Source organism: Dickeya sp. Secpp 1600, from assembly GCF_003049805.1.
Taxonomy (GTDB): domain Bacteria; phylum Pseudomonadota; class Gammaproteobacteria; order Enterobacterales; family Enterobacteriaceae; genus Dickeya; species Dickeya fangzhongdai.
In genome coordinates this window covers 1910492-1932268 of the sequence record NZ_CP023484.1, presented here as the reverse complement: position 1 = coordinate 1932268, position 21777 = coordinate 1910492, and the positions used below count along the sequence as shown (strand labels likewise).

At 49.0% G+C, this 21777-nt stretch carries 19 protein-coding genes; 15 read left to right on the top strand and 4 right to left on the bottom strand.

Annotated features, from left to right (window positions below; translation table 11 throughout):
• Window positions 1-4: 4 nt before the first annotated feature.
• The 15 genes from CPA59_RS08655 to CPA59_RS08590 all read left to right on the top strand — a co-directional run bounded on the left by CPA59_RS08655 (window position 5) and on the right by CPA59_RS08590 (window position 14912).
• Window positions 5-2752, top strand: coding sequence for a VirB3 family type IV secretion system protein (locus CPA59_RS08655; protein WP_107759111.1), 2748 nt, complete (start codon window positions 5-7; stop codon window positions 2750-2752).
• A gap of 23 nt (window positions 2753-2775) precedes the next feature.
• On the top strand, window positions 2776-3495 hold the full coding sequence (locus CPA59_RS08650) for a type IV secretion system protein (protein ID WP_107760786.1): 720 nt from the start codon (window positions 2776-2778) through the stop codon (window positions 3493-3495).
• Window positions 3496-3505: 10 nt separating this feature from the next.
• Window positions 3506-3781, top strand: coding sequence for an EexN family lipoprotein (locus CPA59_RS08645; RefSeq protein ID WP_107759110.1), 276 nt, complete (start codon window positions 3506-3508; stop codon window positions 3779-3781).
• 73 nt (window positions 3782-3854) lie between these two features.
• Window positions 3855-4886 (top strand): type IV secretion system protein, encoded by a 1032-nt coding sequence (locus CPA59_RS08640; RefSeq protein ID WP_107759109.1) that lies wholly within the window; start codon window positions 3855-3857, stop codon window positions 4884-4886.
• Window positions 4887-4975: 89 nt separating this feature from the next.
• Window positions 4976-5116: a hypothetical protein gene (locus CPA59_RS22980; protein ID WP_015696803.1), complete on the top strand. Its 141-nt coding sequence runs from the start codon at window positions 4976-4978 to the stop codon at window positions 5114-5116.
• Window positions 5109-5792: a virB8 family protein gene (locus CPA59_RS08635; RefSeq protein ID WP_107759108.1), complete on the top strand. Its 684-nt coding sequence runs from the start codon at window positions 5109-5111 to the stop codon at window positions 5790-5792. Before CPA59_RS22980 ends, CPA59_RS08635 begins: the two co-directional genes overlap by 8 nt.
• The gene (gene virB9, locus CPA59_RS08630; RefSeq protein WP_107759107.1) at window positions 5792-6679 is read left to right on the top strand and encodes a P-type conjugative transfer protein VirB9; all 888 of its coding nucleotides are present in this window, start codon (window positions 5792-5794) and stop codon (window positions 6677-6679) included. Before CPA59_RS08635 ends, virB9 begins: the two co-directional genes overlap by 1 nt.
• Window positions 6676-7980, top strand: coding sequence for a VirB10/TraB/TrbI family type IV secretion system protein (virB10, locus tag CPA59_RS08625; RefSeq protein WP_107759106.1), 1305 nt, complete (start codon window positions 6676-6678; stop codon window positions 7978-7980). The genes virB9 and virB10 overlap by 4 nt, the downstream gene beginning before the upstream one ends.
• Window positions 7970-8998, top strand: coding sequence for a P-type DNA transfer ATPase VirB11 (gene virB11 / locus CPA59_RS08620; protein ID WP_107759105.1), 1029 nt, complete (start codon window positions 7970-7972; stop codon window positions 8996-8998). Before virB10 ends, virB11 begins: the two co-directional genes overlap by 11 nt.
• A 49-nt stretch (window positions 8999-9047) precedes the next feature.
• On the top strand, window positions 9048-9350 hold the full coding sequence (locus tag CPA59_RS08615; protein WP_107759104.1) for a TrbM/KikA/MpfK family conjugal transfer protein: 303 nt from the start codon (window positions 9048-9050) through the stop codon (window positions 9348-9350).
• An 18-nt stretch (window positions 9351-9368) separates the two neighbouring features.
• Window positions 9369-9674, top strand: coding sequence for a hypothetical protein (locus CPA59_RS08610; protein WP_107759103.1), 306 nt, complete (start codon window positions 9369-9371; stop codon window positions 9672-9674).
• A 748-nt stretch (window positions 9675-10422) separates the two neighbouring features.
• Window positions 10423-12297 (top strand): type IV secretory system conjugative DNA transfer family protein, encoded by a 1875-nt coding sequence (locus CPA59_RS08605; protein ID WP_107759102.1) that lies wholly within the window; start codon window positions 10423-10425, stop codon window positions 12295-12297.
• A 10-nt stretch (window positions 12298-12307) separates the two neighbouring features.
• Window positions 12308-13054: a MobC family replication-relaxation protein gene (gene mobC, locus CPA59_RS08600; RefSeq protein WP_107759101.1), complete on the top strand. Its 747-nt coding sequence runs from the start codon at window positions 12308-12310 to the stop codon at window positions 13052-13054.
• 103 nt (window positions 13055-13157) lie between these two features.
• On the top strand, window positions 13158-13442 hold the full coding sequence (locus tag CPA59_RS08595) for a hypothetical protein (RefSeq protein WP_107759100.1): 285 nt from the start codon (window positions 13158-13160) through the stop codon (window positions 13440-13442).
• A 243-nt stretch (window positions 13443-13685) separates the two neighbouring features.
• Window positions 13686-14912: a deoxyguanosinetriphosphate triphosphohydrolase family protein gene (locus CPA59_RS08590; protein WP_107759099.1), complete on the top strand. Its 1227-nt coding sequence runs from the start codon at window positions 13686-13688 to the stop codon at window positions 14910-14912.
• A 256-nt stretch (window positions 14913-15168) separates the two neighbouring features.
• Here CPA59_RS08590 and CPA59_RS08580 read toward each other — a convergent pair whose 3' ends face one another.
• The 4 genes from CPA59_RS08580 to CPA59_RS08565 form a co-directional block, all read right to left on the bottom strand.
• The gene (locus CPA59_RS08580) at window positions 15169-16086 is read right to left on the bottom strand and encodes an ion channel (protein WP_107759098.1); all 918 of its coding nucleotides are present in this window, start codon (window positions 16084-16086) and stop codon (window positions 15169-15171) included.
• Between the two features lie 423 nt (window positions 16087-16509).
• A complete protein-coding gene (locus tag CPA59_RS08575) occupies window positions 16510-17454 on the bottom strand; it encodes an ArdC family protein (RefSeq protein WP_107759097.1) in 945 nt (314 codons plus the stop codon).
• A 656-nt stretch (window positions 17455-18110) separates the two neighbouring features.
• Complete coding sequence (locus CPA59_RS08570) at window positions 18111-19334, bottom strand: hypothetical protein (RefSeq protein ID WP_255412285.1); 1224 nt, start codon at window positions 19332-19334, stop codon at window positions 18111-18113.
• Between the two features lie 38 nt (window positions 19335-19372).
• Entirely contained in the window at window positions 19373-21586 is a 2214-nt protein-coding gene (locus tag CPA59_RS08565) for an AAA family ATPase (protein WP_255412284.1), read from the bottom strand.
• Window positions 21587-21777 lie beyond the last annotated feature (191 nt).

Below are 21777 nucleotides of genomic sequence, written 5' to 3'. Positions count from 1 at the left end.
AACGATGGCTACGCTGAACAAAGCGCTGACGCGACCTGCCGCCATAGCCGGCATTCCCCTCGTGCCGTTCGTGATGGTCAGCGGGGCCATCGTCCTGCTGGCGGTCTATGTCAGCTATTACCTGATATTACTGCTTATTCCCGCCTGGCTGGAGATGAAGGCAAAGGCCAGGACCGATATTCACTATTTCGGGCTGCTCTGGCTGGCCTTTAAAACCCGTGGCCGGTTTGGCACCAATAAACATTTTGGTGCCAATGCCATGCTGGCAAACCGCTATGACGCTGTTGACGTCTCGGAGTTTATTGAAAAAATGAAGTTAAACGAGCGCGTTACGCTGGATAAATACATTCCGTATTCCTCCCATATTCACCCGCACGTCATCAGAAACCGCCAGGGTGATTTGGTTGCCACTTGGGAGCTGGAGGGCACCGTTTTTGAATGCGAGGACGAACGCCACCTGACGTTAATGGCGACGCATCTCAATAACGTTATTCGTGCGTATGAAGGTCTGCCGGTCACTTTCTATCTTCACCGTATCCGGGAGAAATACCACGATGGCTTTGACGCGAATTCAGGTATTCCCTTTTCTGATGAAGTGACCCGGCGGTATTACCAGCCGATCAACGAAAAGCCGTTCTGGCGGCACCGGCTGTTTTTCACCGTCTGCTATGTGCCCTTCTCTCCGCTTGAGAAACAGGCCATGAAGGCGCAGCCATCGGGTAAACGCAAAGCGGCGCTGGATGATGCCCTGAAAGTGATGCTGGAACACCGGGAGGCGCTGGATTCGGCGCTGTCCCGCTATACGGCGACGGCGCTGGGGATGTATGAAGACAACGGGCGGGTGTATTCCGCCCAGCTGTCCTTTTATCACCGCCTGCTCACCGGACAGTGGCAAAAGGTGGCGGTCACGCGTGCGCCGTTTTATGAAACGTTAAGCACGCCGGATCTCTTTTTTACCACCGACACTGCCGAGTGCCAGACAGTCGGCGGCTCCCGCTTTTTCCGCAGTCTGGAAATCAAAGATTATTCACCTGAAACCGCGACCGGCCTGCTGGACGCGCTGCTGTATGCCGAAAGCGAGTACGTGCTGACGCAGTCCTTCACCTGCATGGCCCGCGATGAGGCGCAGAAGCATATTCGCCTGGCGGAAAAGCGCCTGACTTCGGCGGATGACGACGCCATTTCGCAGCGTGAAGAGCTGATTGTCCTGCGTGACCTGCTCCAGTCCGGGCATGTGTCCTGCGGGAAATACCACTTCTCCCTGCTGGTATCTTCAGACAGCCCAGAGCAGGTGGTGAAGGATACCAACGCGCTGGCGCAGCCTTTCGCCGACCTCGGCATCATGACAACGCTGTCCACGCTGTCGCTGCCCGCCGCGTACCTGGCGCAACTGCCGGGGGTGTATACGCTGCGCCCCCGTCTGGTGGCCGTCAGCAGCCAGAACTTTGCCGACCTGGCGAGCCTGCACAATTTTCATCCTCACAAACGAAACGGCAATCCCTGGGGAGATGCCATCGCCATCCTCAAATCCCCCGGCGGCGGCGGGTATTACCTGAACCTGCACGACAGCCAGAGCGGACGGAATGACTTCAACGAAAAAACGCCGGGTAACACAGCGATTATCGGTAAAACCGGCTCAGGCAAAACGATGCTGATGACCATGATGCAGCAACTGATGCAGAAGTACCGCAATCCGGCGACGTTCTCCGCCTCAGCCACAATCCAGCGGTTCACCACGGTGTATTTCGACAAGGACCGGGCGGCGGAGATGGTAATACGCCAGATGAGCGGACGCTACTTCCGTATCCGTACCGGCACTCCCACCGGGTTTAACCCGTTTTCGCTTGCCCCAACCCGGCGGAATATCAGCTTTATCAAACGACTGGTACGTATGCTGTGCCGCCGCAACGGCAAGCCGCTCGATCCGCGCGATGAGGAGCGGATCAGTGCCGCCATAGATACCATTATGCTCGACTACCCGCCTGAATACCGCAAGTTCGGTATCACCCGGCTGCTGGAAGTCCTGCCGGAGCCGCCAACCACCGACGCCCGCATCAACGGGCTACGTATTCGCCTTAAACAGTGGGCGCAGGGCGGCGAGTTCGGCTGGGTATTCGACAATGAGGAGGACACCTTCAACATCAGCGACATTGATAACGTGGGTATCGACGGTACGGAATTTCTCGATGATGACGATATTCGCGGCCCCGTCACGTTTTATCTGCTTTATCGCGTCACCAGCCTGCTGGACGGTCGCCGGCTGGTGATGTTTATGGACGAGTTCTGGAAATGGCTGGCCGATGTCGAATTTTCCCGCTTCTCCCTCAATATGCTGAAAGTGATCCGCAAGCTGAACGGCATCTTCGTTCCCGCCACGCAGTCGCCTGACGAAATCGTCAAGCACCCGATTGCCCCGGCGATTATCGAGCAGTGCAGCACGCAGATTTTTCTCGCCAACCCGAAGGCCAGCCGGGCGGATTACGTGGAAAAGATGAAAGTGCCTGAAAGCGTGTACGACATCGTCAGAAACCTCGATCCGGGTGAGCGCTCTATGGTGGTCCTGAAAACGCCATTACGCGCAGGTGAAAACCGGCCTTTTGTGGCGATGGCGAAAATGGATTTAGCGGGCCTCGGGAAACTTACCAAAATGCTGAGCGGGAGCGAAGACAACCTGAAACTGTTCGACACCCTGTATCAGGAAGGAATGCAGCCTGATGACTGGAAAGCCGCCTTCCTTGAACAAGCCCTGTAATAATCATGACGGAGGTAATGAAAATGCGGTTCAGAGATATCATACTGGCATTATCGTTGTTTATTTCCACCCAGGCGATGAGCGCCGGAATACCGGTATTCGACGCCGTACAGAATACCGAATCCATTAATCAGTGGATCCAGAAACTCCAGCAGTGGCAGGAAACCGTTACCCACTATAGAAGTGAACTTGATGCCTACAAGCAGCAATTAGCCACGGCAACGGGCGTGCGGGACGTTCAGGCATTTCTCCGCGAGGCCAAAAGTCTGAAAACCGATATTGATAATCTTCGTCAGCACGGTATTTCACTCGATGACCTGCTGAGCAACCAAAACGGGTCATATTCGTCTGAACTTAATAGCTTGTATAACAAATATAAATCGTTCGATACCTGTAACCCGTCCAGCTCTTCGCAGCGTTATCTGGACAGCTGCAAACAGATGATCCTGAATCAGGCCGTAGCGATAGAAAATACGTCCGAGGTTGAAAACAAGATCACGGGCACGCTCGACGATATATCAGATTTATCAGACCGTATTGCTAATGCGCAGGATTCGAAAGAGTCACAGGACCTGGCTAACGCCATCGCGGCCAAAAGCGTACAATTAAACGCGCTGACCAGCCAGTGGGAGATGTCAGTCAAACAGACTGAACAGCGAACAGTGCTGCTGGAACAGCAAAAACAGAAGGCCTTTCAGCAACAGCAGTTAACTGCGCCCGTTGCCGATCTGAACTCTCTATAGGGAGGTTAACATGTTAAAACCCGTATTAACCTTGTGCGTCATGTCAGGCATGCTCGTCTTATCAGGTTGTAAAGATACGAAATCAGAAGCCTGGTATAAAGAACATCCCGGTGAAACCTATAAGGTCTATATGCAATGCCTCAGGGATGGTGAGGCAAGCGACAACTGCGAGTTTGCGCACCGGGCAGCATTAATGTTTGCCCAGACAGGGAAACCCGGCATCAGGGAAAAATTCGAGACGCTGTTTCAGCAGGAAGCCCAAAAAAGAAAATCCGTCACTCAGTAAGGTCCCCGCCAACAAAAACAGGGATCCCTCCCTGTTTTTATCCCCTGTCTGTTCCTGACTAATGAGAGGCACCATGTCCGGTGGTATTTTTGTTGGTATGGACAAAAACATCATGGATGGACTTAACGCCGTGTTAAGAGGTCAGTCTTCTACCTACGGCACCCTAATCAGTGTGATTATCGTCAGTTCCTTCACCCTATTTATTACGTATCGCGGGTATCAGACGCTTGGCGGCAAACTCCAGACACCGGTTGAAGATGTTGTCTGGGATGTGGGGCGCATGTTGCTGATCACCACCTTTGTTTTAAACCGCGATGGCTGGCTGAATGCCATCATTGCGGCCATTGAAGGGCTTAAGGACGGCATCAGTGGCGATGATAATGTCTGGGCACTGCTCGACACGGTGTGGGAAAAGGCACAAGCGCTGGGGCAAACGCTGTTTAATCTCGATACCTCCACCTACGTTAAAGTGAATGGCGGTTTTGCCGAGGTGCTGGTCTGGGGCGGTGCAATCTTTCTGTTACTGGCTGCAACCTTTGTCAACCTGCTCGCCGAAATCACCATTCTGTTAATGACCACCACCGCCCCACTCTTTATTTTCTGCCTGCTGTACGGTTTTCTTAAACCCATGTTTGATAACTGGCTGAAAACACTATTTACCGCAATCTTAACGATCATGTTCTCTGCCCTGTCTGTCCGGATCGCCATCAACTACCTGAATAAAATACTGGATGCCGCCACAGCAACGTCTGCTGAAAGCAATATGGTGACCCTGGCGGCGCAATGTTTGCTGGCCGGGATTGCAGCAGGCGTAGTGGTGTATTTTTCAGCGAAAATAGCCACTGCGCTAAGCGGTGCAGCCGTGCAGGCCGTGTTACAGGGTGCAGCCATGAGCGGACTGAGCGGGCTGGTGAGCAAATCTGCCGACGTCGCCGGACCCGGCATAAAGGCCAGGGGCCGACTGACCGCCAAAGGTGGCATGGCAGCAGCCGCGACAACCGGCAGGTTCATTGCCGCAGGTGCGGGCAAAGCGGTGAACGCCTGGCAGAAACGTGCCACCGCCATTGAAGGCATGAAACGCCAGAATCAGCAGCGTCACCGTTAATCCTCCCGACCGCTAATTTCTTTTCTCCGTCACGCCATGGCCTCTGCCAGCGGTGCGGCCTTCCTGCATTTATCCGATAAGAGGCTTCCATGAAATTCAGCATCTTGCTTCTGGTGCTGTGCGCGCTTACGGGCTGCGCGCAGCATCAGGGCGACCTCCCGCCGGTGTCCGGCGATCCCCAGCCGGTTAATTCCCCCGCCATAATTCAGGAGCTGACTCACCATGTCTGATATTCAGCGCATCATCGATGTCTCGCGCTCTTTTGAATCCATCCTGCTGGAAAAGGAAGAGCGTTCCCGCAAAACTGCCTGGCGGGTGGCCGCTGCCGGGCTGATTCTGGCTGCACTGGCAATTACGGCCATGATTATTCTGCTGCCGCTGAAAACCACTGACATTGAATTGTGGTCGGTGGACAAACAGACCGGTCGTTATGAGTATATGACCCGCATTAAAGAGCGGGATATTGCGTCTGAAAAAGCACTGGCCCACTCACTGGCGGCACACTATGTCAGTCTCCGCGAAGGGTATAATTACTTCTCCCTCCAGCGTGATTACGACGACGTACAGTTATTTAACAGCGACAGCGTGAACCGGGATTATCTGGACGGGTTTAACGGCGACCAGGCCCCGGACGTTATTTTTAATAAAGCCGAATATGTCGTCTATATCGACATTATTTCCAATGTGCATGCGCCTGCCACCGGGTCGGATAACCTGGCAACACTGCGTATTAAGCGCACCCTCCGCCGTATTTCTGATAATTCAGTGAAAACGGACTTCTGGAATATCCGCCTCACTTACCGCTATGTCCCGCATCAGCAACTGACGGACAGCCAGCGTGAAGTGAACCCGCTGGGCTTTATTGTCACCAGCTACCAGCGCGATAAAGAACTGAGGAGCGAATGATGCTGAAAAACATCCTGCTCCTGACGGGCTTACTGGCGTCATGCGCGACATGGAGCGCCGCCACCCCGCGCGGCAGCGCCTATGACAGCCGGATGCAGAACGTATCGTATAACAGCCAGAACGCCACCGTGGTGAATACCCGCCCTGGCTACGTCACCACGCTGCTGTTTGACGACGATGAAGCTGTGATTGATGCGCAAGCGGGTTTTCCAAAAGGCTGGACGGTGACGAAAAGTGATAACCGGGTAGACGTCAGCCCGAACCCCATCACCCAGCCGGTGACGGACGCCAGCGGCAACAACGTCAGCCAGGTGTTCCTGCCCACGGCAAAGGACTGGAAGACCAACCTCTTCGTGGTGACCTCAAAGCGTGATTACAGCCTGGAGCTGAACGTGCTGGACCACGATTCCCCCTCGCAGGCGTTCGTTATCCGTTACCACTATCCGGCCGAGGTTCGCCAGCAATCCGCCGCCGCCAGCGCCGCGCGTCAGACGCAGCAGCGTGAAAGACAGGAGAAGCAGCAGATAGCAGCGGCATTCGGACAGGCCAGCATGCCTCTCAACTGGCGCTACACCAAACGGGTAGCAGCCGGTTCGGCCTCCATCGCACCGGATTTTGCCTGGGACGATGGTCGTTTTGCCTATATCGGTTTTTCCCCCACCAGAACCCTGCCTTCCGTTTTCCGGGTGGTTAACGGACGGGAGCAGGCGCTCACGCCCCGGACGGTTAAACAGGGTAACTACATCGTAATGGTGGTGCCGGCATCACCACAACTGGTGCTGCGTTACGGCACCTCGGTCGTGGGGATCGAAAACGACGGATTCGGGCGCATCCCGATAACCCGCAGCGACACTGTTTCACCGTCCGTTACTCTGGAGGCCAGATGACCGATAAACCTGTCCCGGATGAACCGGAAAAAACCACCGCAGAGCGGGAGGCGGAGGCCCGCGAACGCGCCCGGGCGGCAATGGCGTATCAGGAGCCGGAGCAGAAAACACCGTCCGGCCAGCCGGAAGTGACCCGTTTTCGTAAGGCATCCGGTCGCAGCACGCTAATCGTCAGCCTGCTGAGTCTGGCGCTGGTGATCGCCCTGGCGTCCGGCGGCGATCGTCTTTTCAGTGCATTGAAAGGGGGGAATGAGAAAGAAGCCGACACCGTGCCGCCGCCCTCCGCCGGGAAGACACTGCATGAGCGTCAAAATCTGGGCATGGACAGTAACCCGTTTGGCCTGTTGGGGTCGCGCGCGCAGGACGGAACAAACCCTCCCAGCCAGATCGTCACTTCCGCACCCACCCAGCCACCGGCACCACCCGTCCTGAACAAGGCAGCCGCGCTGGCTGACGGGCTGAACAACGCCCGAATAATGCCCGGCGATAATGCACACACGTCCCCGGGTGAAACGCGCAGCCACGCAGAAATGTCCGACAGTCCGTCATCATCCACGACGTACACATCCTGTCCGTCAGTACTGGCCAGGGGTAAGGATGGCCGCCTGCGCTGCCCGGAGACTGCCGCGCCGGAAACGGGTAACAACGACAATCTGGGCGTCGCCCGTGTCACCGGCGTCAGACGGCTGGGCCTCGATCCTGATCTCTATATCCCGGTGGACCGCTATATCCCGTGTTCGATGATGTGGCGCTTCGTGTCCGATGTCGGGGGGCATATTTCCTGTTTGGTCAGTGAAGATGTTTACAGCGCCAGCAACCATGTGACGCTGATCCCGGCGGGAACGGTCGCCCGTGGCATCTACCGCACCGGGGCGCTGCAACACGGACGCAGCCGGATGTTTGTGCTGTGGACGGAGCTGCGTACGCCTGAGCCCGGCAGCCTGCAAATCCCGCTAACTGATACGCAGGCCAGCGGCCCGCTCGGCGAGGCGGGGATCACAGGTTGGATCGACAACCATTTCTGGGAGCGCTTCGGCAATGCCCTGATGCTCAGTACCGTGCAGGACGTGGCTGCGGCGGCGTCGGATGCTGCCCCGGGGAAAGACCGCAATACCGACTACACCGAAAACACCCGCGCCGCCACGGCGGAAATGGCGAAAACGACGCTGGACAACAGCATCAATATCCCGCCCACCCTGTACCTGAATCAGGGTGATGTCATCGGGATCATGACCGGCACCGACATTGATTTCTCATCCGTCTGGCAGCTGCGACTGAAAAAGAGGTGGTATGAACGCTGAAAACCTGTCGCTGGATTTTATGAAAAACCAGCTGTTTGGTGAGTTTATTGCGCAGGACGGCCTGACGGAAATTGCCGTTAACCGGCCGGGTGAACTGCATACCAAAATCCGGGGAAAATGGCGAAAACATGATTCCCCGATTACGCTGCGTCAGTGTTACGCCTTTGCCAGAGCACTGGCGTCGTGGCAGGACGATAATATCGACGACACCTCGCCGATCCTTTCCGCCACGCTTGAATCAGGCGAGCGCATTCAGGCCATCATTCCCCCGGCCTGTGAGCGTAATACCGTGTCTATTACGCTACGCAAACCCTCATTCGGGCAGAAAACACATCAGTCATGGATTGATGCGGGATTTTATAACCGGGTAAGCGGTAAGGAGCGAACGGAAGGCAAAGAAGTTGAACTGATCCGCTATTTTCAAGGTGGGGATATTTCCCGCTTTATGGAAAAAGCGGTGGAATACGGCAAGACGATTTTTATCGTCGGTGAAACCGGATCCGGTAAAACCACCTATATGAAAACGCTGCTGCACTATATTCCCCGGCACCTCAGGCTGACCACCATCGAGGATAATCCCGAAATCCGCTTCTATCACCACACCAACTATGTCCATCTCTTTTATCCGGCGGATGCCGGGGATAATGCCATTGTCACGCCCGGCAGACTGATACGCGCCAATTATCGTATGAACCCTGACCGGATATTACTGGCTGAAATTCGCGGACAAGAGGCCTGGGAGGCGCTGAAAATCGTCGGTTCCGGGCATGAGGGATTAATGACTTCCCTGCATGCAGGCAGCCCGGAAGAATGTATTGAAGGGTTAATTGACCGCTGCTATGAAAACCCCGACTGCCGGAACATGCCTTTCGACGTGCTGTTACGCAAGGTACTTAAGAGCATTGATGTGATCGTCAGCATTGATATTCACGGTGACATACGCCGGATGAGTGATGTTTATTTTAAACCCCTTCATCTCAATGACATGAGAGGTGTATTCAGCAAAGGGCTCCAATAAATAACATATCGAATTACGCAACCCTCGTTTAAATATGAAGGTGACCGAAATGAAAAAAGCAATATCCTCCGCATTCTTGCTCTGCATTATGGCGTCATATTCAACCTCCGTCATGGCCGCTGACGCCTGTGAAGTGGTGTTATGCATGTACGGTAAAGCCACCGGGAATGGCGGCGGCAATGAATGCCATTCGGCCGAACGTGCATTCTTTAATATCGTCAAAAAGAACAAGCACGGTTTTCTGCCGGACCATACTGCCGATGCCAGAAAATCATTCTTACTTGAATGTGATTCAGCAGACCCGGCAATAATCAGCCAGATTATCAATAAATTTGGCCGCGTGCGTGGTTAATTAGCGGAGGTTACCTTTATGACCAAGCCGGGTTTTATTCAGCATCCCTGGACACATCAGCGCGGAGATTCCATGCGCGCAGCCTGTGTTATTGAGCACATTGAAAATGAGGCGATGCACGGATGCGGCCTTTATTATGAAATTTATCACTACCGGGTTGCCTGCCGGTTATTGCAGTTGCTGCAAACGTTAAACGCCACCGACAAAATAACGCTGACAGAAGAAGCTAACCGGCGTGGATTTACACTGGATGAAACCAGCGTTAAAGAAAGTCGTCAGTGTTATTCCGACATCATCAGGGAAATCCGTGAGAGCCACTATTAATTCCTGCCTTAGCTTTATTGGCAGGTCTCCTATAGTGCCAAAATATTTCAGCCGAATCAGGCTTAAGGCGTGGTGGTTTTCAGGTTTTTACGGCCCAGCACATTTTTCACGGATTAAGGAGTGAAGAAATGCGGGCCGTAAAAATGAGGCAGCGGACAGAATTATTTTCGCGGGTTAAGGAGCGAAAATAGTTCAGGCGCCGCGCCTCACCGGCAAACAGCCGCGCCCACGCGGATTTTGCCAGCCGGGGGGAGCCGAATAAATTTCGCCGCCCCAGCGAGCGAAAAGCTGTCGCCCACGACAGCGGTTTATTTGGGGGGCATCGCCCCGCACACCGTCGCGGCTAAGTCTCCGGCCAAAAGCCGGTAGCGTGGCGCGACCACCCTCTTTAAAGGTCAGCTTCCCTTTTATTCCCGCTGCGAGGAACGAGCAAAGGGAATAAAAAGGCGAAAGCGACCGTCTTAAAGGGGGTGGTCGCGCGTAGCGGGCGACGGTGTGCCGCCTTTGACCTCGGGGGTTTTGGCGCGGCGTCCAGCCGCAACATTACCCCCATGCGACAGGCAATAAGGGCGTCCAGCCCGCATGAACTGGTGCACGCCGTTTAATGCAGGAAAGCATGTTTCCATGCACATGGCCGCAACGCGGCCACCTTCTCCGTCCCTGACGTTCGCCCCGCCTTTTCGCCCAACACCGTGGGGCGAATTGATGGGGCGATGTCATGGGGCGAACTGCTGACGAAGGAGGCAACGTGATTTTGAATAAGCTGGCCGTTTCACTGTCGCCGATAGTGAATGGCGCGCTGAGCTTCATTGCTTTTATGCAACAGCACCAGCTGATGCTGGCGCTGTTATCGGGGCTGACGATGCCGTTTTTCGCGTCGATGAAAAGCGATGAACGGCAAAAAGCCCCGTTGTGGCAAAAACTGATTATCGCTTTTTCCCTGCTGTGTTTTCTTTCCGGTACCATGGCCCCGGTTGTTATCTGGATTTTCCAGTGGCTTTATAAAGGCCGTATAGTCGCCAGCATTCCCGTTCTGGCATGGCCGGTGCTGATTACCTTTACCGTAACGGGTTTTATTTTGCATATTCTGCTGCGCAGGGTATTAACACCTGAATTAGATAAAATAAAGAAACGCCTCGTCAGAAAAACAACGCTTGAACGGGAATTACGCACCGATGTCCGTACGGTGAAATCCCTGCTGCCGGAAACACTGCATTATGACCCGCTGGATTATATCGACCTGAACAAAGGGTTATTTATCGGCATGGACCGCGATATTCAGCCGATGTACCTGCCGTTAAAAGACTGGCAAAAACAACACGCTGATATTATCGGCACCACCGGCGCCGGTAAAGGGGTTGCCACCGGGATATTACTTTACCAAAGTATTCTGGCCGGCGAAGGCGTATTTGTTATGGACCCCAAGGATGATGAATGGGCACCCCACCTTTACCGAAAAGCCTGTGAAGATGCCGGGAAGCCCTTTGCCCTGATTGACCTGCGAAAACCCCAATACCAGTTAAACCTGATTGAAGAGATCACCGCCGATGAACTGGAAGAACTTTTCGTTGCCGGTTTCAGTCTGGCAGAGAAAGGTCAGGAATCTGACTTTTATCGGATTGACGATCGGAAAGCGGCCCGGATAGCCGCGCAGTTTGTCACCCGAAATACTGCCTCAACCATTCGGGATGTTTATAACGGCGACTACGTTCAAGGTATTGCCGATAAAATAAAAGCCTTTTTCGGGAAAATTGAAGAGCTGGCCTTACTCAATGCCATCAATGCGCCGACAGGATTTTCGCTTAATAAGATATTTGAGGCAGGCGGTTGCTGTTACGTCATCGGTTCAATGCGCAACAGCAAAATCATTACCGCTCAGCGCATGCTGCTGGTGCGCCTGTACCAGCTGGCAGAAAGGCGCGAGCGAGTGAAAGACGTGCCCCGCCCCATTGCTATTTATCTTTCCGAACTGAAATACCATTTATCGAGGCCCGCGCTGGAAGGCTTAGGCGCGGCACGCGATAAAGGCGTGCATATTATTATGGACCATCAGTCGATTGCCGATTTAAAAGACTGTCCGGCAGATTTGAAAGGTGACGCCGTTGTCGGCGCGGTCGTTGAGAACGCCAAATTCAAACTGGTTTATCGTGTCATGGACCCGGATACCGCTGAATGGGTGGCAAGGATGTCCGGCACCATATTAGTCGATGATGAGGTCCGCAAAGCGAAAACCGACGCCGTGCTGACAGAGACTATCGACGATGAACGCACCATCAGGCAGGCCGAGCGTTTCTTTACCGACAGCAATATGATCCTGAATCTACCCGATTTTGTCAGCTTCATCTTCACGACAAAAACACTGCCGTCTGCCTCTCTGATTTCGCCCATCAGGGTGAAAAAACGCGAACTGGAGATCTGTGCCGTGTCGCCCGCGATTGCCGCCACCGCAGCAACAGTAAACATCATCCTGGATTTTAACGAGGAGGAAACATCCTCCGTATCCGTATCAATGCCGGATATCACCACAACGTGGCCCGATCTTTTTTTTGAGGAGGTGGGCGAAAAAGACACGACAACACCGAATACCAACAAAGAAGAAAACCCGTCATTGCTGGATTTTTAAAGGGGAAATGATGCTCATCACCGCATACAGCGAACGCCAGACGCGACACCGCGAAAAAATACAACGACTGCTGAATTTCCTGAAGGAAGAAACGTACAGTGACTTTAAAACACTGATGCTGCTGTTCGGCTTCCGAGATCATAAATCGCTGTATTCCCTGCTTTCAAAAGTCGAGGGCATGGGCTTAATACAAAAGCATGTCCTAGTATCGCGCACCATGAAAATTTCATTATGGGGCATAACCAGTGACGGACTGGCCATAGTGTTAACCCCCGCCGATGCGCTTTTCCCGGCACGGTTTGAGCCGTCAAAAATCACCAGCTGGACGCTGGAGCATCACCTTGATAATCAGGCAGCCCGGATCATCCTTGAGCAAAAAGGCGCATCCGGGTGGATAAATGGCGATCGCACAACCTTCCTCAGTCGTTACCAGGTCAGTCACCGACCGGACGGTCTGATTACCCTCCCCGGCGGCACCGTGATCGCCATTGAGACCGAGCGTCGTCTGAAAACCAGAGCCCGTTATCAGTCGATCATCGCCAGCCATTTGCTGGCACGCACCCGTAAAGACTGGATTTACGTTTTTTATATCGTGCCAGACACGCAGAAAAAGCGCGGTCTTGAAAGGCTGTTTGACAGCATCAGGCACGTTATCGTTAACCATCAGCACATCCCGCTGGAAACCCGCCACCGGAATGTCTTCCGCATCTACACGCTCGACGAGCTGCAACGGCTCGATTTAGACCACGGCATATAGTTCTTCTGTATCACTTACAGTCCCAACCCACGCAGCAGCGCAACGAGCTGAAATAATGCCCCTCTAAATACTCACCCAAAATAAGAACAGACAGGACACCAGAATGAACAGAGAAACTGACCAACTTTCGGACGTACTGACTGAAATGAGCGCAAAAGCGCTGGTGACATGGATGACGCATTCCGCATTGCAGGATATAACGCGCGAAGCATTACTGGCTCGCGGCAACGATTTTGTGTATGCCTTACAAGCAAATTTTGTGCTGCTGCGGGATGTTCTGTCAGAAACACTGGAAGATATTGAGCAGCAGAGCCGTGACCTCGAAGAAAAACTGGATAGTCTGGAACAGCGGCTGCAGACGCTCCAGAAAGATACTGACTTGTATTAGCTCAGACTTGACCTGGCACAACTAGGACACAGGGCAAAACCTAATCTGACAGGCAGCTCTGTGCCAAAAGCGGAAGTAGCACAGAGTAGTCTATGTCAATCAATAGGAAGTAGGCTAAGCTGTGCATTTTGAAACTGCGGTAATAGGCAGTATTCATTAATAAATAATCACTACATAGAACATAGTCACCAAGCTTGTTCATCCTGTATTCTAGCTTAATGACTTCCTCAGCAAGGATGAAATATGTACGACAATGAATTAAAAACATTTGCGCAAGAGCAAGAGCAAAAGTTGATCAACGCCTTGGCAAATACTAGAGAACACTTTGGTACCAATTTTGAAGTAAGAAATCGAGATGACTATCAGCGTGATTACGCACGAATTCTGTATTCATCATCATTTCGCAGATTACAAGGAAAGATGCAGCTTTTTGAAGTCGATCCTGAAAAATTCAACAGAAACAGATTAACGCACAGTCTTGAGGTAGCGCAGATCGCCAGAAGTATCGCATCAGACCTCGAGCTGGTTCATCCCGTGGTGGTTGAGCTGGCAGCTCTCGCGCATGATATCGGCAATCCCCCATTCGGTCATTCAGGTGAAAAACTGCTTAACGAGCTGTCTGAGGATATTGGCGGTTACGAAGGTAACGCGCAAGCGCTACGCATCCTGAGGAAGCTTGAAAAAAAATATGCAGACTGTAGTGGCTTGAATCTGACTCACCGCAGCTTGCTTTCGGTTATTAAGTATCCCAATACTCGTTCCACTGCTAACAAATTCATTTATGATGACGACTTTGATTTTTACAATAACCTGCTTTCTGAAAGCCAGCTCGATCTAAAATCTGGAGAGAAAACGATTGATGCGCAGATAATGGATCTTGCGGATGAAATTGCTTATGCAGCACATGATCTAGAAGATGCCCTAAGCAGAAACATGGTCACGATTGAAGACATTGAGTATGAATTTCTGATTTCTGACAAATTCCAAGGCGTGTTAGACCAGTTCAGGGAAATTGTCAGTAAGTCAAAAGCAACAGCCTTTCAGGCAATTTCACTCAAGACCTCAGAAGAGTTTGCAATGATTTTCCGTAAGGAATTGACCTCCAATATTGTCAATCGCCTCGTCACGGACATTTCTGTAATAAAGAACAAAAATGGCTTTCATGAGCTTGGATTCGGAAATCTGAATGCCTTATCTGAAGGTTTAAAAAAGCTTCTTTTTAAAGTCATCATGCGAAAACGCAATATACTCACCTATGAGTTCAGAGGAAATGTGATAATCAATGATTTATACGTTTTCTATAACAAGGATGAAAATTATAAGTTCCTCTCCCCTGAACTCAAGTTTTCCTTGCCAAAAGAGGACACTGATGCATTTGAGGCCAAGAAAAAGCGGGCGGTGGTTGACTATATTTCAGGTATGATGGATACGTTTGCTATAAAAGAATGGGAAACACATTGTCTGAAATAATATAATTAGATACCGGAGGTGCGAATACTGTCGGCAACACTAATATAAGACCGTTAAGAGGTCATTATGTTGTGATGTTGACAAAACCAAGAGTCTCTGGGAGATCCAACTTCTGTTGGGCCATAAAAACTGGAAGGCACAGCCCGTTATCCGGGCATTGCAGTGGATGATACCTTAGAGATCTATGAGTCGATTGAAGTCTAAAGGCTGTCAGGGCTGCAACAGCAGCCCTGTGCCAAGAGCGGACGTCGCCCATCTAACAACAGTTAGGTCCTATGGACCATCGTGAATTTTTATTTTTTGACAAGAAACTTTGAGTTACGTTGGCTAGCACCAAAATAGATAACAACAGTTGTATGCAAACTAGCATTCTGATTAATCTTGAGTTAGCTACTAAATCACCAAATGTAGTCGTTGTTGATATTCCAATGCTGTAAAAAGCGAAATCCCAAAGGTTTAGATCTTCCTTTTGACGTTTACTCAACAAATCTTGCACATTATTTCTTATTTTTATCATTTCTTTGTTGTTTATAATTAATTTAGATCTTGTGTCATCTATTATTTTATTGGCGGCACTTAATTCAGAAACGAGCTTTGGATCATTGAAGTCACCAACATGTGACAAAACATACTCTAAAGCATCGAGTTCTGAAGTTGCTATCCTGAGTTTAACTTCCGATATTTCGATGTTTTTATCAGCCAATATAATATTAAACTGGCTTTCTTGAATTTTATTCTTCTGTGACAATATAGCCTTAAGCTCACTTTCTTTAGCATTCAGCTCCTTGTGATGTTTTAGAGACGCTTCATCCACATACGCCTGTGTATTCCTAGCCCATGCTTTTGACAAATTTACGTTTATTAGTTTTAGTTTTGATTCTTGCTGGGATAGTATACTTTCAAGTTTAATGTTTTGACTAATTATTATGTCAAATTCTTTTTTTGCTTTCAATGTCTCTTTGGAAAAGTCCTCGTTTGAAATATTATCATAATCTTCATGAATTTCACCATTATACGAAAACGCTAAGTTTATAGCATTATGAATGGGAGTGGAATTCAGGGAGTTATTTTTTATGAATGAGTCTGGATAAACTAACCAAGTAAAATAGTATACTGCAGCAAAAAATAGAATTATCAGAGAATAGGTTATTGCTGCTTTGTTTTTAATTTTCATGGTAATAATAATTTATTTTCTTCATTTCCTCTCAGTTTAACAAAATGGCTACCGAAAATGCAGTTTTTTTGAGTATACGCATGCATTATGTACCAGTTAGTGTCTACTGCTCAGCTGAGCTGCTCCCCATTGTTTCATACATTTCGATAAAAGTAAGCTTTTGAAACCTCTACCTTAGGTCGTTACCGACTGTAAGGTTGAATCTTGTTTTAACAGAGAACACTGCCAGATCAAGTCTGAGGCAATATTTATAAAGGGCTGAGCGGGCTCTTTGCCGCCCGCCCTGCAGCCTGAGAATTTTCCTGGCATCAAGTACCAGGAAAATTCTCATGGGGAATTATACCCCCCTGAAACAAGCTTTACTCTGCCCACTTACCTACAAGATTAAAGCTACATTCTTTTGTGGCTTCTTTCCCCCTTCCCTCAGGCTTTATCCACCAAATAACGATGCGCTTTGGATGCCGCGCTGGCGGCCTTGAAAATATAGCGTTTGTCGTTCTTCAGTGCTTTCAGCCAGGAAGCGATATAGCTTTCATGCTGCACCTCTCCAACGATCCCCAGATCCGCCATCAGGAACGCGCTTCCCAGTTCGGCGATCAACTCCTCAAACGCATACCCCTCACTGCCAAACTTCCCTTTCATTTCACGGTTCAGCCGACTTTTTGCCCCGCTCCAGTGAATCAGCTCATGCAGGCCGGTGGCGTAGAAATTGGCAGCATCGATAAAAAGACAACGTTCCGGTAAACGGATTTCATCGGTTGACGGTGCAAAAAAAGCGTTTTGTCCCTTCTCAATGATGGTTGCACCACTGTTACGGAAAAGCGCTTCCGCACGCGGTAACGGCTCAAAGGTCTCTGCCGGACAAACGGCCTCGTCACTCAGAGGCAAACCATCAATTTGCTCAACATTAAACACGGTGAACGTCTTCAGCATCGGGATATAGTCAGTTTCTCCGTCGTCATTTTCCTTTTCCAGCGTGGTATAGAAAATGGCGGTAGTGCCGTGTTCTCCCTTGCGCACCTGCCCGCCTTCCGCTTTTGCCTGCTTGTAGGTCATCCAGCGCGAATCACTGAATCCCTGTTTTGAGGCACTGCACCATAGCAACATGATATTCATTCCACTGTAAGCAGCACCAGTCGCGTAGTTTGAAGGTAATCCTGACATGCCTGGTACGCGCTGCCACGGGCAGGACCACGGCTTAACGCCTGTTTCAAGGGCAGAAATGATGCTGTGAGTGACTGTCTGATAAATATCGGTTTTGGTTCTGGAAAATTTCGTTTTTGAGGAGCCTGACTGCTCCAGCGGGGATAAGCTGGTCGCCGTTGCGGTGTTAGCGGCGCTAGTCTGGGTATGCAGGGAAATAGTCATGGTTTTTTCTCCGCCAGTGGTTTGATTTTCGTCTTCGTATCGCCTGACGGTTCGCTTTCCCGGCATCGTTCCGGCATGCAAGGGCGCAGAATGCGTGCCATTTACCCTTGCAGGACGGGTTGTGTTGGGAAACGATTAACCGGAAGCTGATACGGGAACGGAAATCACATGGGAGAAAAACCAGATTCTAAATACCCATTCGTAGCACCCCTTGCTCCGTATCGGTGAAAGAAGCTAAGGCTAGAGATGTGTAGTGGTTTGATTGGCTTAGGAATAAGGTCGAGCTAAAAAGTAAAATAAAAAGCAGGGGCGTTAACTCTTACAGGGCCTGCTACATGTAGCAGCTGTAGAAAATTTATGAATAGTAATTTTTTGAAAAAAATCTAACCCTTAATTTTATAATAAATATACTCTAGGACTATTTTTAAAATTCTTAATTTGCTCGAGAAGTCATCATCTGGATTTTCAGTTCCGCATTGAATATTAATGACAATAAATGAAAATATATTATTTATTTCAAATCCTGAGAAAGTAGAGCAACTTACTCTATAATTTCAGCTTGTCTTTTATTTTTTTAAGATGTAATAATGTTTATTTTCGATAAAAACCATTCATTCTCAGAAATTATCGTGATTGAATCGCCAATTTAATTACAACTATTTTTGGACGCCCTTGAAAAAAACAGAGCATCTCTCAATAATCGATGGCAACATTTCATCTATTAAATCATTTCTTAAAGTATGTTTGGAGTAGGGCCGAGGTATTATTATACAAGACAACTCCTGTAATGTGATAACTGAGCTTGGAAAATCTGCATCTGAACCAGCTAAAATTAAAGCCTCACGACCTAAATGTATTACTGAGTCAATACAATCTGCACACATTGCTGCGCTCTCATAATCCACTGTTTTTTTCTCAGAGTTGAATAGAGGCACTTTCTTTATTTCAAGTACCCAAGGATTTTTCTTCGAAGCTCTGACACACTCAATTTTAATTCTTTTGCAACAAGGGCACACCCATCGCTCATCATATCTATTCCAATATTTCCCCCTAGTAGAGGAAAGGTGGGAAATCTCATTTGATGTTGGCTCACGTTTAGCGATAAAACTTTTTTTCATCCTCCAAGAGTTAGTTGCTCCTTTAAAAACTTCAGTGTTATACAGTAAACTTTCAGGCCAATACTGATCAAACTCTAACAATCCATTAATCCTAAAAAAATGCCTGGCTAAAGTTTCTGTCTGTTTAGCAGTTTTTTCTGATGGTTGATACCAGTCTTGTTTTTCGGCAGCTATAGTTGCAAATTTTCTAGCCATATCCATGCGAATATTAAATACAGGCTCTACCCTCTCCCACACTTTTTTTGCGGCCTCAGCATTTATTTGATGTTCGCGATTACTGGCAACATGAATAAATTCCGATATCTCCGTTGGTGAAAATGAAAAAAATCGATGGCATTTAACTAAGCGCTTAGCATCAGCATCGGCTTTATTACAGTCAGAACATATTATCGTATTGTCATAGGCTGATAAAGAAAATGCTGTCTTTATGGCAAATCGTTCAGAGAGAGCATCCGCAACAATAGTTTTCTTCTTTGTTGAGAATTCCTCAAAAAGGGACTTTACGACCTCTTTCATATGGTCATGATGTTCATGTAGTTGGCAGCTTAAAAAATTATTTTTATTCAGCCTCACTATTTCTGATTTTTTCCTTCTGCAGCAGGGGCAAATCCACTCTACCGGGGTCATAACCCACCATTTATTAAGATGTGCCCCATCTGCTTTAAAAAGGGAAACTAAACGCTTTGTTGACAATGTAAATTCTGAATCAAGACCCGTAAGGTCTCGCTGTGCAAGAGAGAGTTTAAATATTTCCCAATCCATTTTAGACCTCAATCATTACTAATAATCATGCTAAGATTTTACTCGTCAACATCGTCGAAAATACTTCGTCCTGAAGACAAATTTGTACTCTGGGCTTCTTCTGTTTCTAATTCTTCGTAATCCACTGCCTCGGATTGCTTCTGCTTCAACATATCTTTCTTAGCTTCGATTTCACGGATGAATTGTTCAGATTTTTGCCATTCATCTTCATCATAAAAATCCGCACAATAAAGTTCATTGTTCTCGTCACGAAATCGCTCCAAAAGGCGTGTGACATCGTAGAATGCTTCGTCTACATCATCATCTGTACCCCAGGAATCCTCTATATCTTGGATTATTTCATTCATGTTAGAGTAAAACCCGACTTTTTGGACTGAAAGCCTGGCTGCATTCTCTTCTTGCGAGAGTAAAACTCCGACAAAGTCGGCATCGATGAAACAATCTGAATGGTTTACTGTGGCAAGAACGCTCAGCCTGTCCAGTACTTTTATTCTGAGCTCATCACCCAGTAGACCGTTTGCATTCAGCCTACCCAATATTGTAAGGCTATTATCGTATCTTCTCGCAGAGTTTATTAAATCAAGCAAATTAGCCTTTGTTTTGTTGTTATTGAAATAAAGTCCCAAGAATTCAGGTGAACACCTGCTTGCCAAAAATGAGAGTATTGGCTTACTGATGGAGGCTCTGTTGCCACTAGGATCGATGATGTCCAGAACGCTGTTGAACATACTATGTGGCACAACCAGTTTTATCCCCTCAATCCCCATATCCCCACAACTGATTTCCTCGATTAATCTTTCCTTTGTGACTCCGGAAAGGTAGATATCGATGAGTTCTGGATTACCCGAAACATCAGTTGCGAAAGCATCGCGAATGGTTGGATGGCGGAATTTCCAGTAGTGTTCGTCTTGTGTTTTGCTAATTCTGATGAGTGAATCATCTAATGCTGACAATGCAGCTTTCACGTCGCCAAAATTTGATTGCATGGACGTGATGATATTGGTTGTCTGAGGGTTTTCTAACCGCAGTGGGATTGGTAGTTCCCCTCCATTAGCAAATACGAGGGCTAAGGCCGCTCTTTCAGCGGGTGCAAGCCCACCAATAATGTCTGCCATGATCCCCGTGGGATTTGAGAAAAAATCAACGACCCCAACTTCGTTAGGCACAAGCTTATTCGTGAACTGTGGATTGGCGAATCTCCGGGCAATTTCCGGAAGAAATTTGGGCACTGATACTACTGACGGTAGAAAATTCTTTATTGCCCTTCTAAATCCTTTAGTCTGTTTCCCAAGCTTCAGGTGGTTGTACAGGATCATGGCTTTTTCAGGATCGGAGAGTTTCTCAACTTCAATTGTGACTCGGCTGTCTTTAAACAACTCGAATTTATTTGTATTTAAGCGATTCTGGGCTGCACGGAAGATATAGCTGCGCGAAGTGAAAATCACTCGCGCTCCCTTATGTATAGCAGCTTTCAACTTAGGGAGCCTTTGATTCCACTCTTGGACTCGGTTAAAGTCACAATGATTAGATCCAAAAGCATCGTCAACCCAAAAAAATTGTCCTGGATCGTCTGGGTTCCATTGCCTATCCAAATCTTCCGGGGAACTTAAAATCAGCGTTTGCAACCCCCACTCATCAGCCGCTGAGAGCGCTAACAAATTAGCTATCATAGTCTTACCACTTGCAGGCTCACCTATAAGCATCACGAATCCGTGATCCCTGAGAGCGTGTGCACAACGTCGGTATGCCTCTGTGGGGACGAAGCATGCAAGATCTGGTGCAATCGAATCGAGAACACTTTTTGCTTGCCGGAATGCCTGATTTGTAATTATCTGGGAAAGGTCACCAAGACCATATATTCGGGGTACCATACGCCTAAGACTTGGGTGTAAGGATATGCTGTGGTTTATCCATTCGGCACCGTAAATCCTTGCGAACTTTGCACCAGCTTTCCGCATGTCCTCTTCCATCAAGGCGGCTGTTTCAGCGGAAACTGAACAATTAGTGAATAAAAGGTATACATCGGCCAGCCCTTTACTCACAAGCCGCTCAATCTTAGGAAGTTCATCACTAACAACTCCCTTTGAAAGCTTCATATCTTGTTTGCTGGTATGTTTACATTGAGTAGTAAAACTAATGCTGATGTCATCGCCGAAACCAGTTCCAGACCAAGTGCCATAGAAAGCCCCATCGCGGCCGCCATCAACGCCGTCAGAGAATACTTGAAATGTCTGCCCAAAGGTCTCTTTCAAGATACATGATACGAGATCCTCGAAAGCCTTCCATCCAAGTTTGTGGAGGTCGAACTGGATTGATTGCATTGTTTTTTTAGAATTTCGGATTTAATAGATACTTATTTTAAAGTGTATGTTGGGGATGTCTAGGGATTGATTACAAGAAGCGAGTAAGGTAAGTGTTTACCTAAACAAGAACTGCTGTTTGT

Coding starts and splice junctions, on each gene's coding strand:
- CPA59_RS08655 (WP_107759111.1), top strand. CDS start 5: ATGGCTACGCTGAACAAAGCGCTGACGCGACCTGCCGCCATAGCCGGC.
- CPA59_RS08650 (WP_107760786.1), top strand. CDS start 2,776: ATGCGGTTCAGAGATATCATACTGGCATTATCGTTGTTTATTTCCACC.
- CPA59_RS08645 (WP_107759110.1), top strand. CDS start 3,506: ATGTTAAAACCCGTATTAACCTTGTGCGTCATGTCAGGCATGCTCGTC.
- CPA59_RS08640 (WP_107759109.1), top strand. CDS start 3,855: ATGTCCGGTGGTATTTTTGTTGGTATGGACAAAAACATCATGGATGGA.
- CPA59_RS22980 (WP_015696803.1), top strand. CDS start 4,976: ATGAAATTCAGCATCTTGCTTCTGGTGCTGTGCGCGCTTACGGGCTGC.
- CPA59_RS08635 (WP_107759108.1), top strand. CDS start 5,109: ATGTCTGATATTCAGCGCATCATCGATGTCTCGCGCTCTTTTGAATCC.
- virB9 (WP_107759107.1), top strand. CDS start 5,792: ATGCTGAAAAACATCCTGCTCCTGACGGGCTTACTGGCGTCATGCGCG.
- virB10 (WP_107759106.1), top strand. CDS start 6,676: ATGACCGATAAACCTGTCCCGGATGAACCGGAAAAAACCACCGCAGAG.
- virB11 (WP_107759105.1), top strand. CDS start 7,970: ATGAACGCTGAAAACCTGTCGCTGGATTTTATGAAAAACCAGCTGTTT.
- CPA59_RS08615 (WP_107759104.1), top strand. CDS start 9,048: ATGAAAAAAGCAATATCCTCCGCATTCTTGCTCTGCATTATGGCGTCA.
- CPA59_RS08610 (WP_107759103.1), top strand. CDS start 9,369: ATGACCAAGCCGGGTTTTATTCAGCATCCCTGGACACATCAGCGCGGA.
- mobC (WP_107759101.1), top strand. CDS start 12,308: ATGCTCATCACCGCATACAGCGAACGCCAGACGCGACACCGCGAAAAA.
- CPA59_RS08595 (WP_107759100.1), top strand. CDS start 13,158: ATGAACAGAGAAACTGACCAACTTTCGGACGTACTGACTGAAATGAGC.
- CPA59_RS08590 (WP_107759099.1), top strand. CDS start 13,686: ATGTACGACAATGAATTAAAAACATTTGCGCAAGAGCAAGAGCAAAAG.
- CPA59_RS08580 (WP_107759098.1), bottom strand. CDS start 16,086: ATGAAAATTAAAAACAAAGCAGCAATAACCTATTCTCTGATAATTCTA.
- CPA59_RS08575 (WP_107759097.1), bottom strand. CDS start 17,454: ATGACTATTTCCCTGCATACCCAGACTAGCGCCGCTAACACCGCAACG.
- CPA59_RS08570 (WP_255412285.1), bottom strand. CDS start 19,334: ATGGATTGGGAAATATTTAAACTCTCTCTTGCACAGCGAGACCTTACG.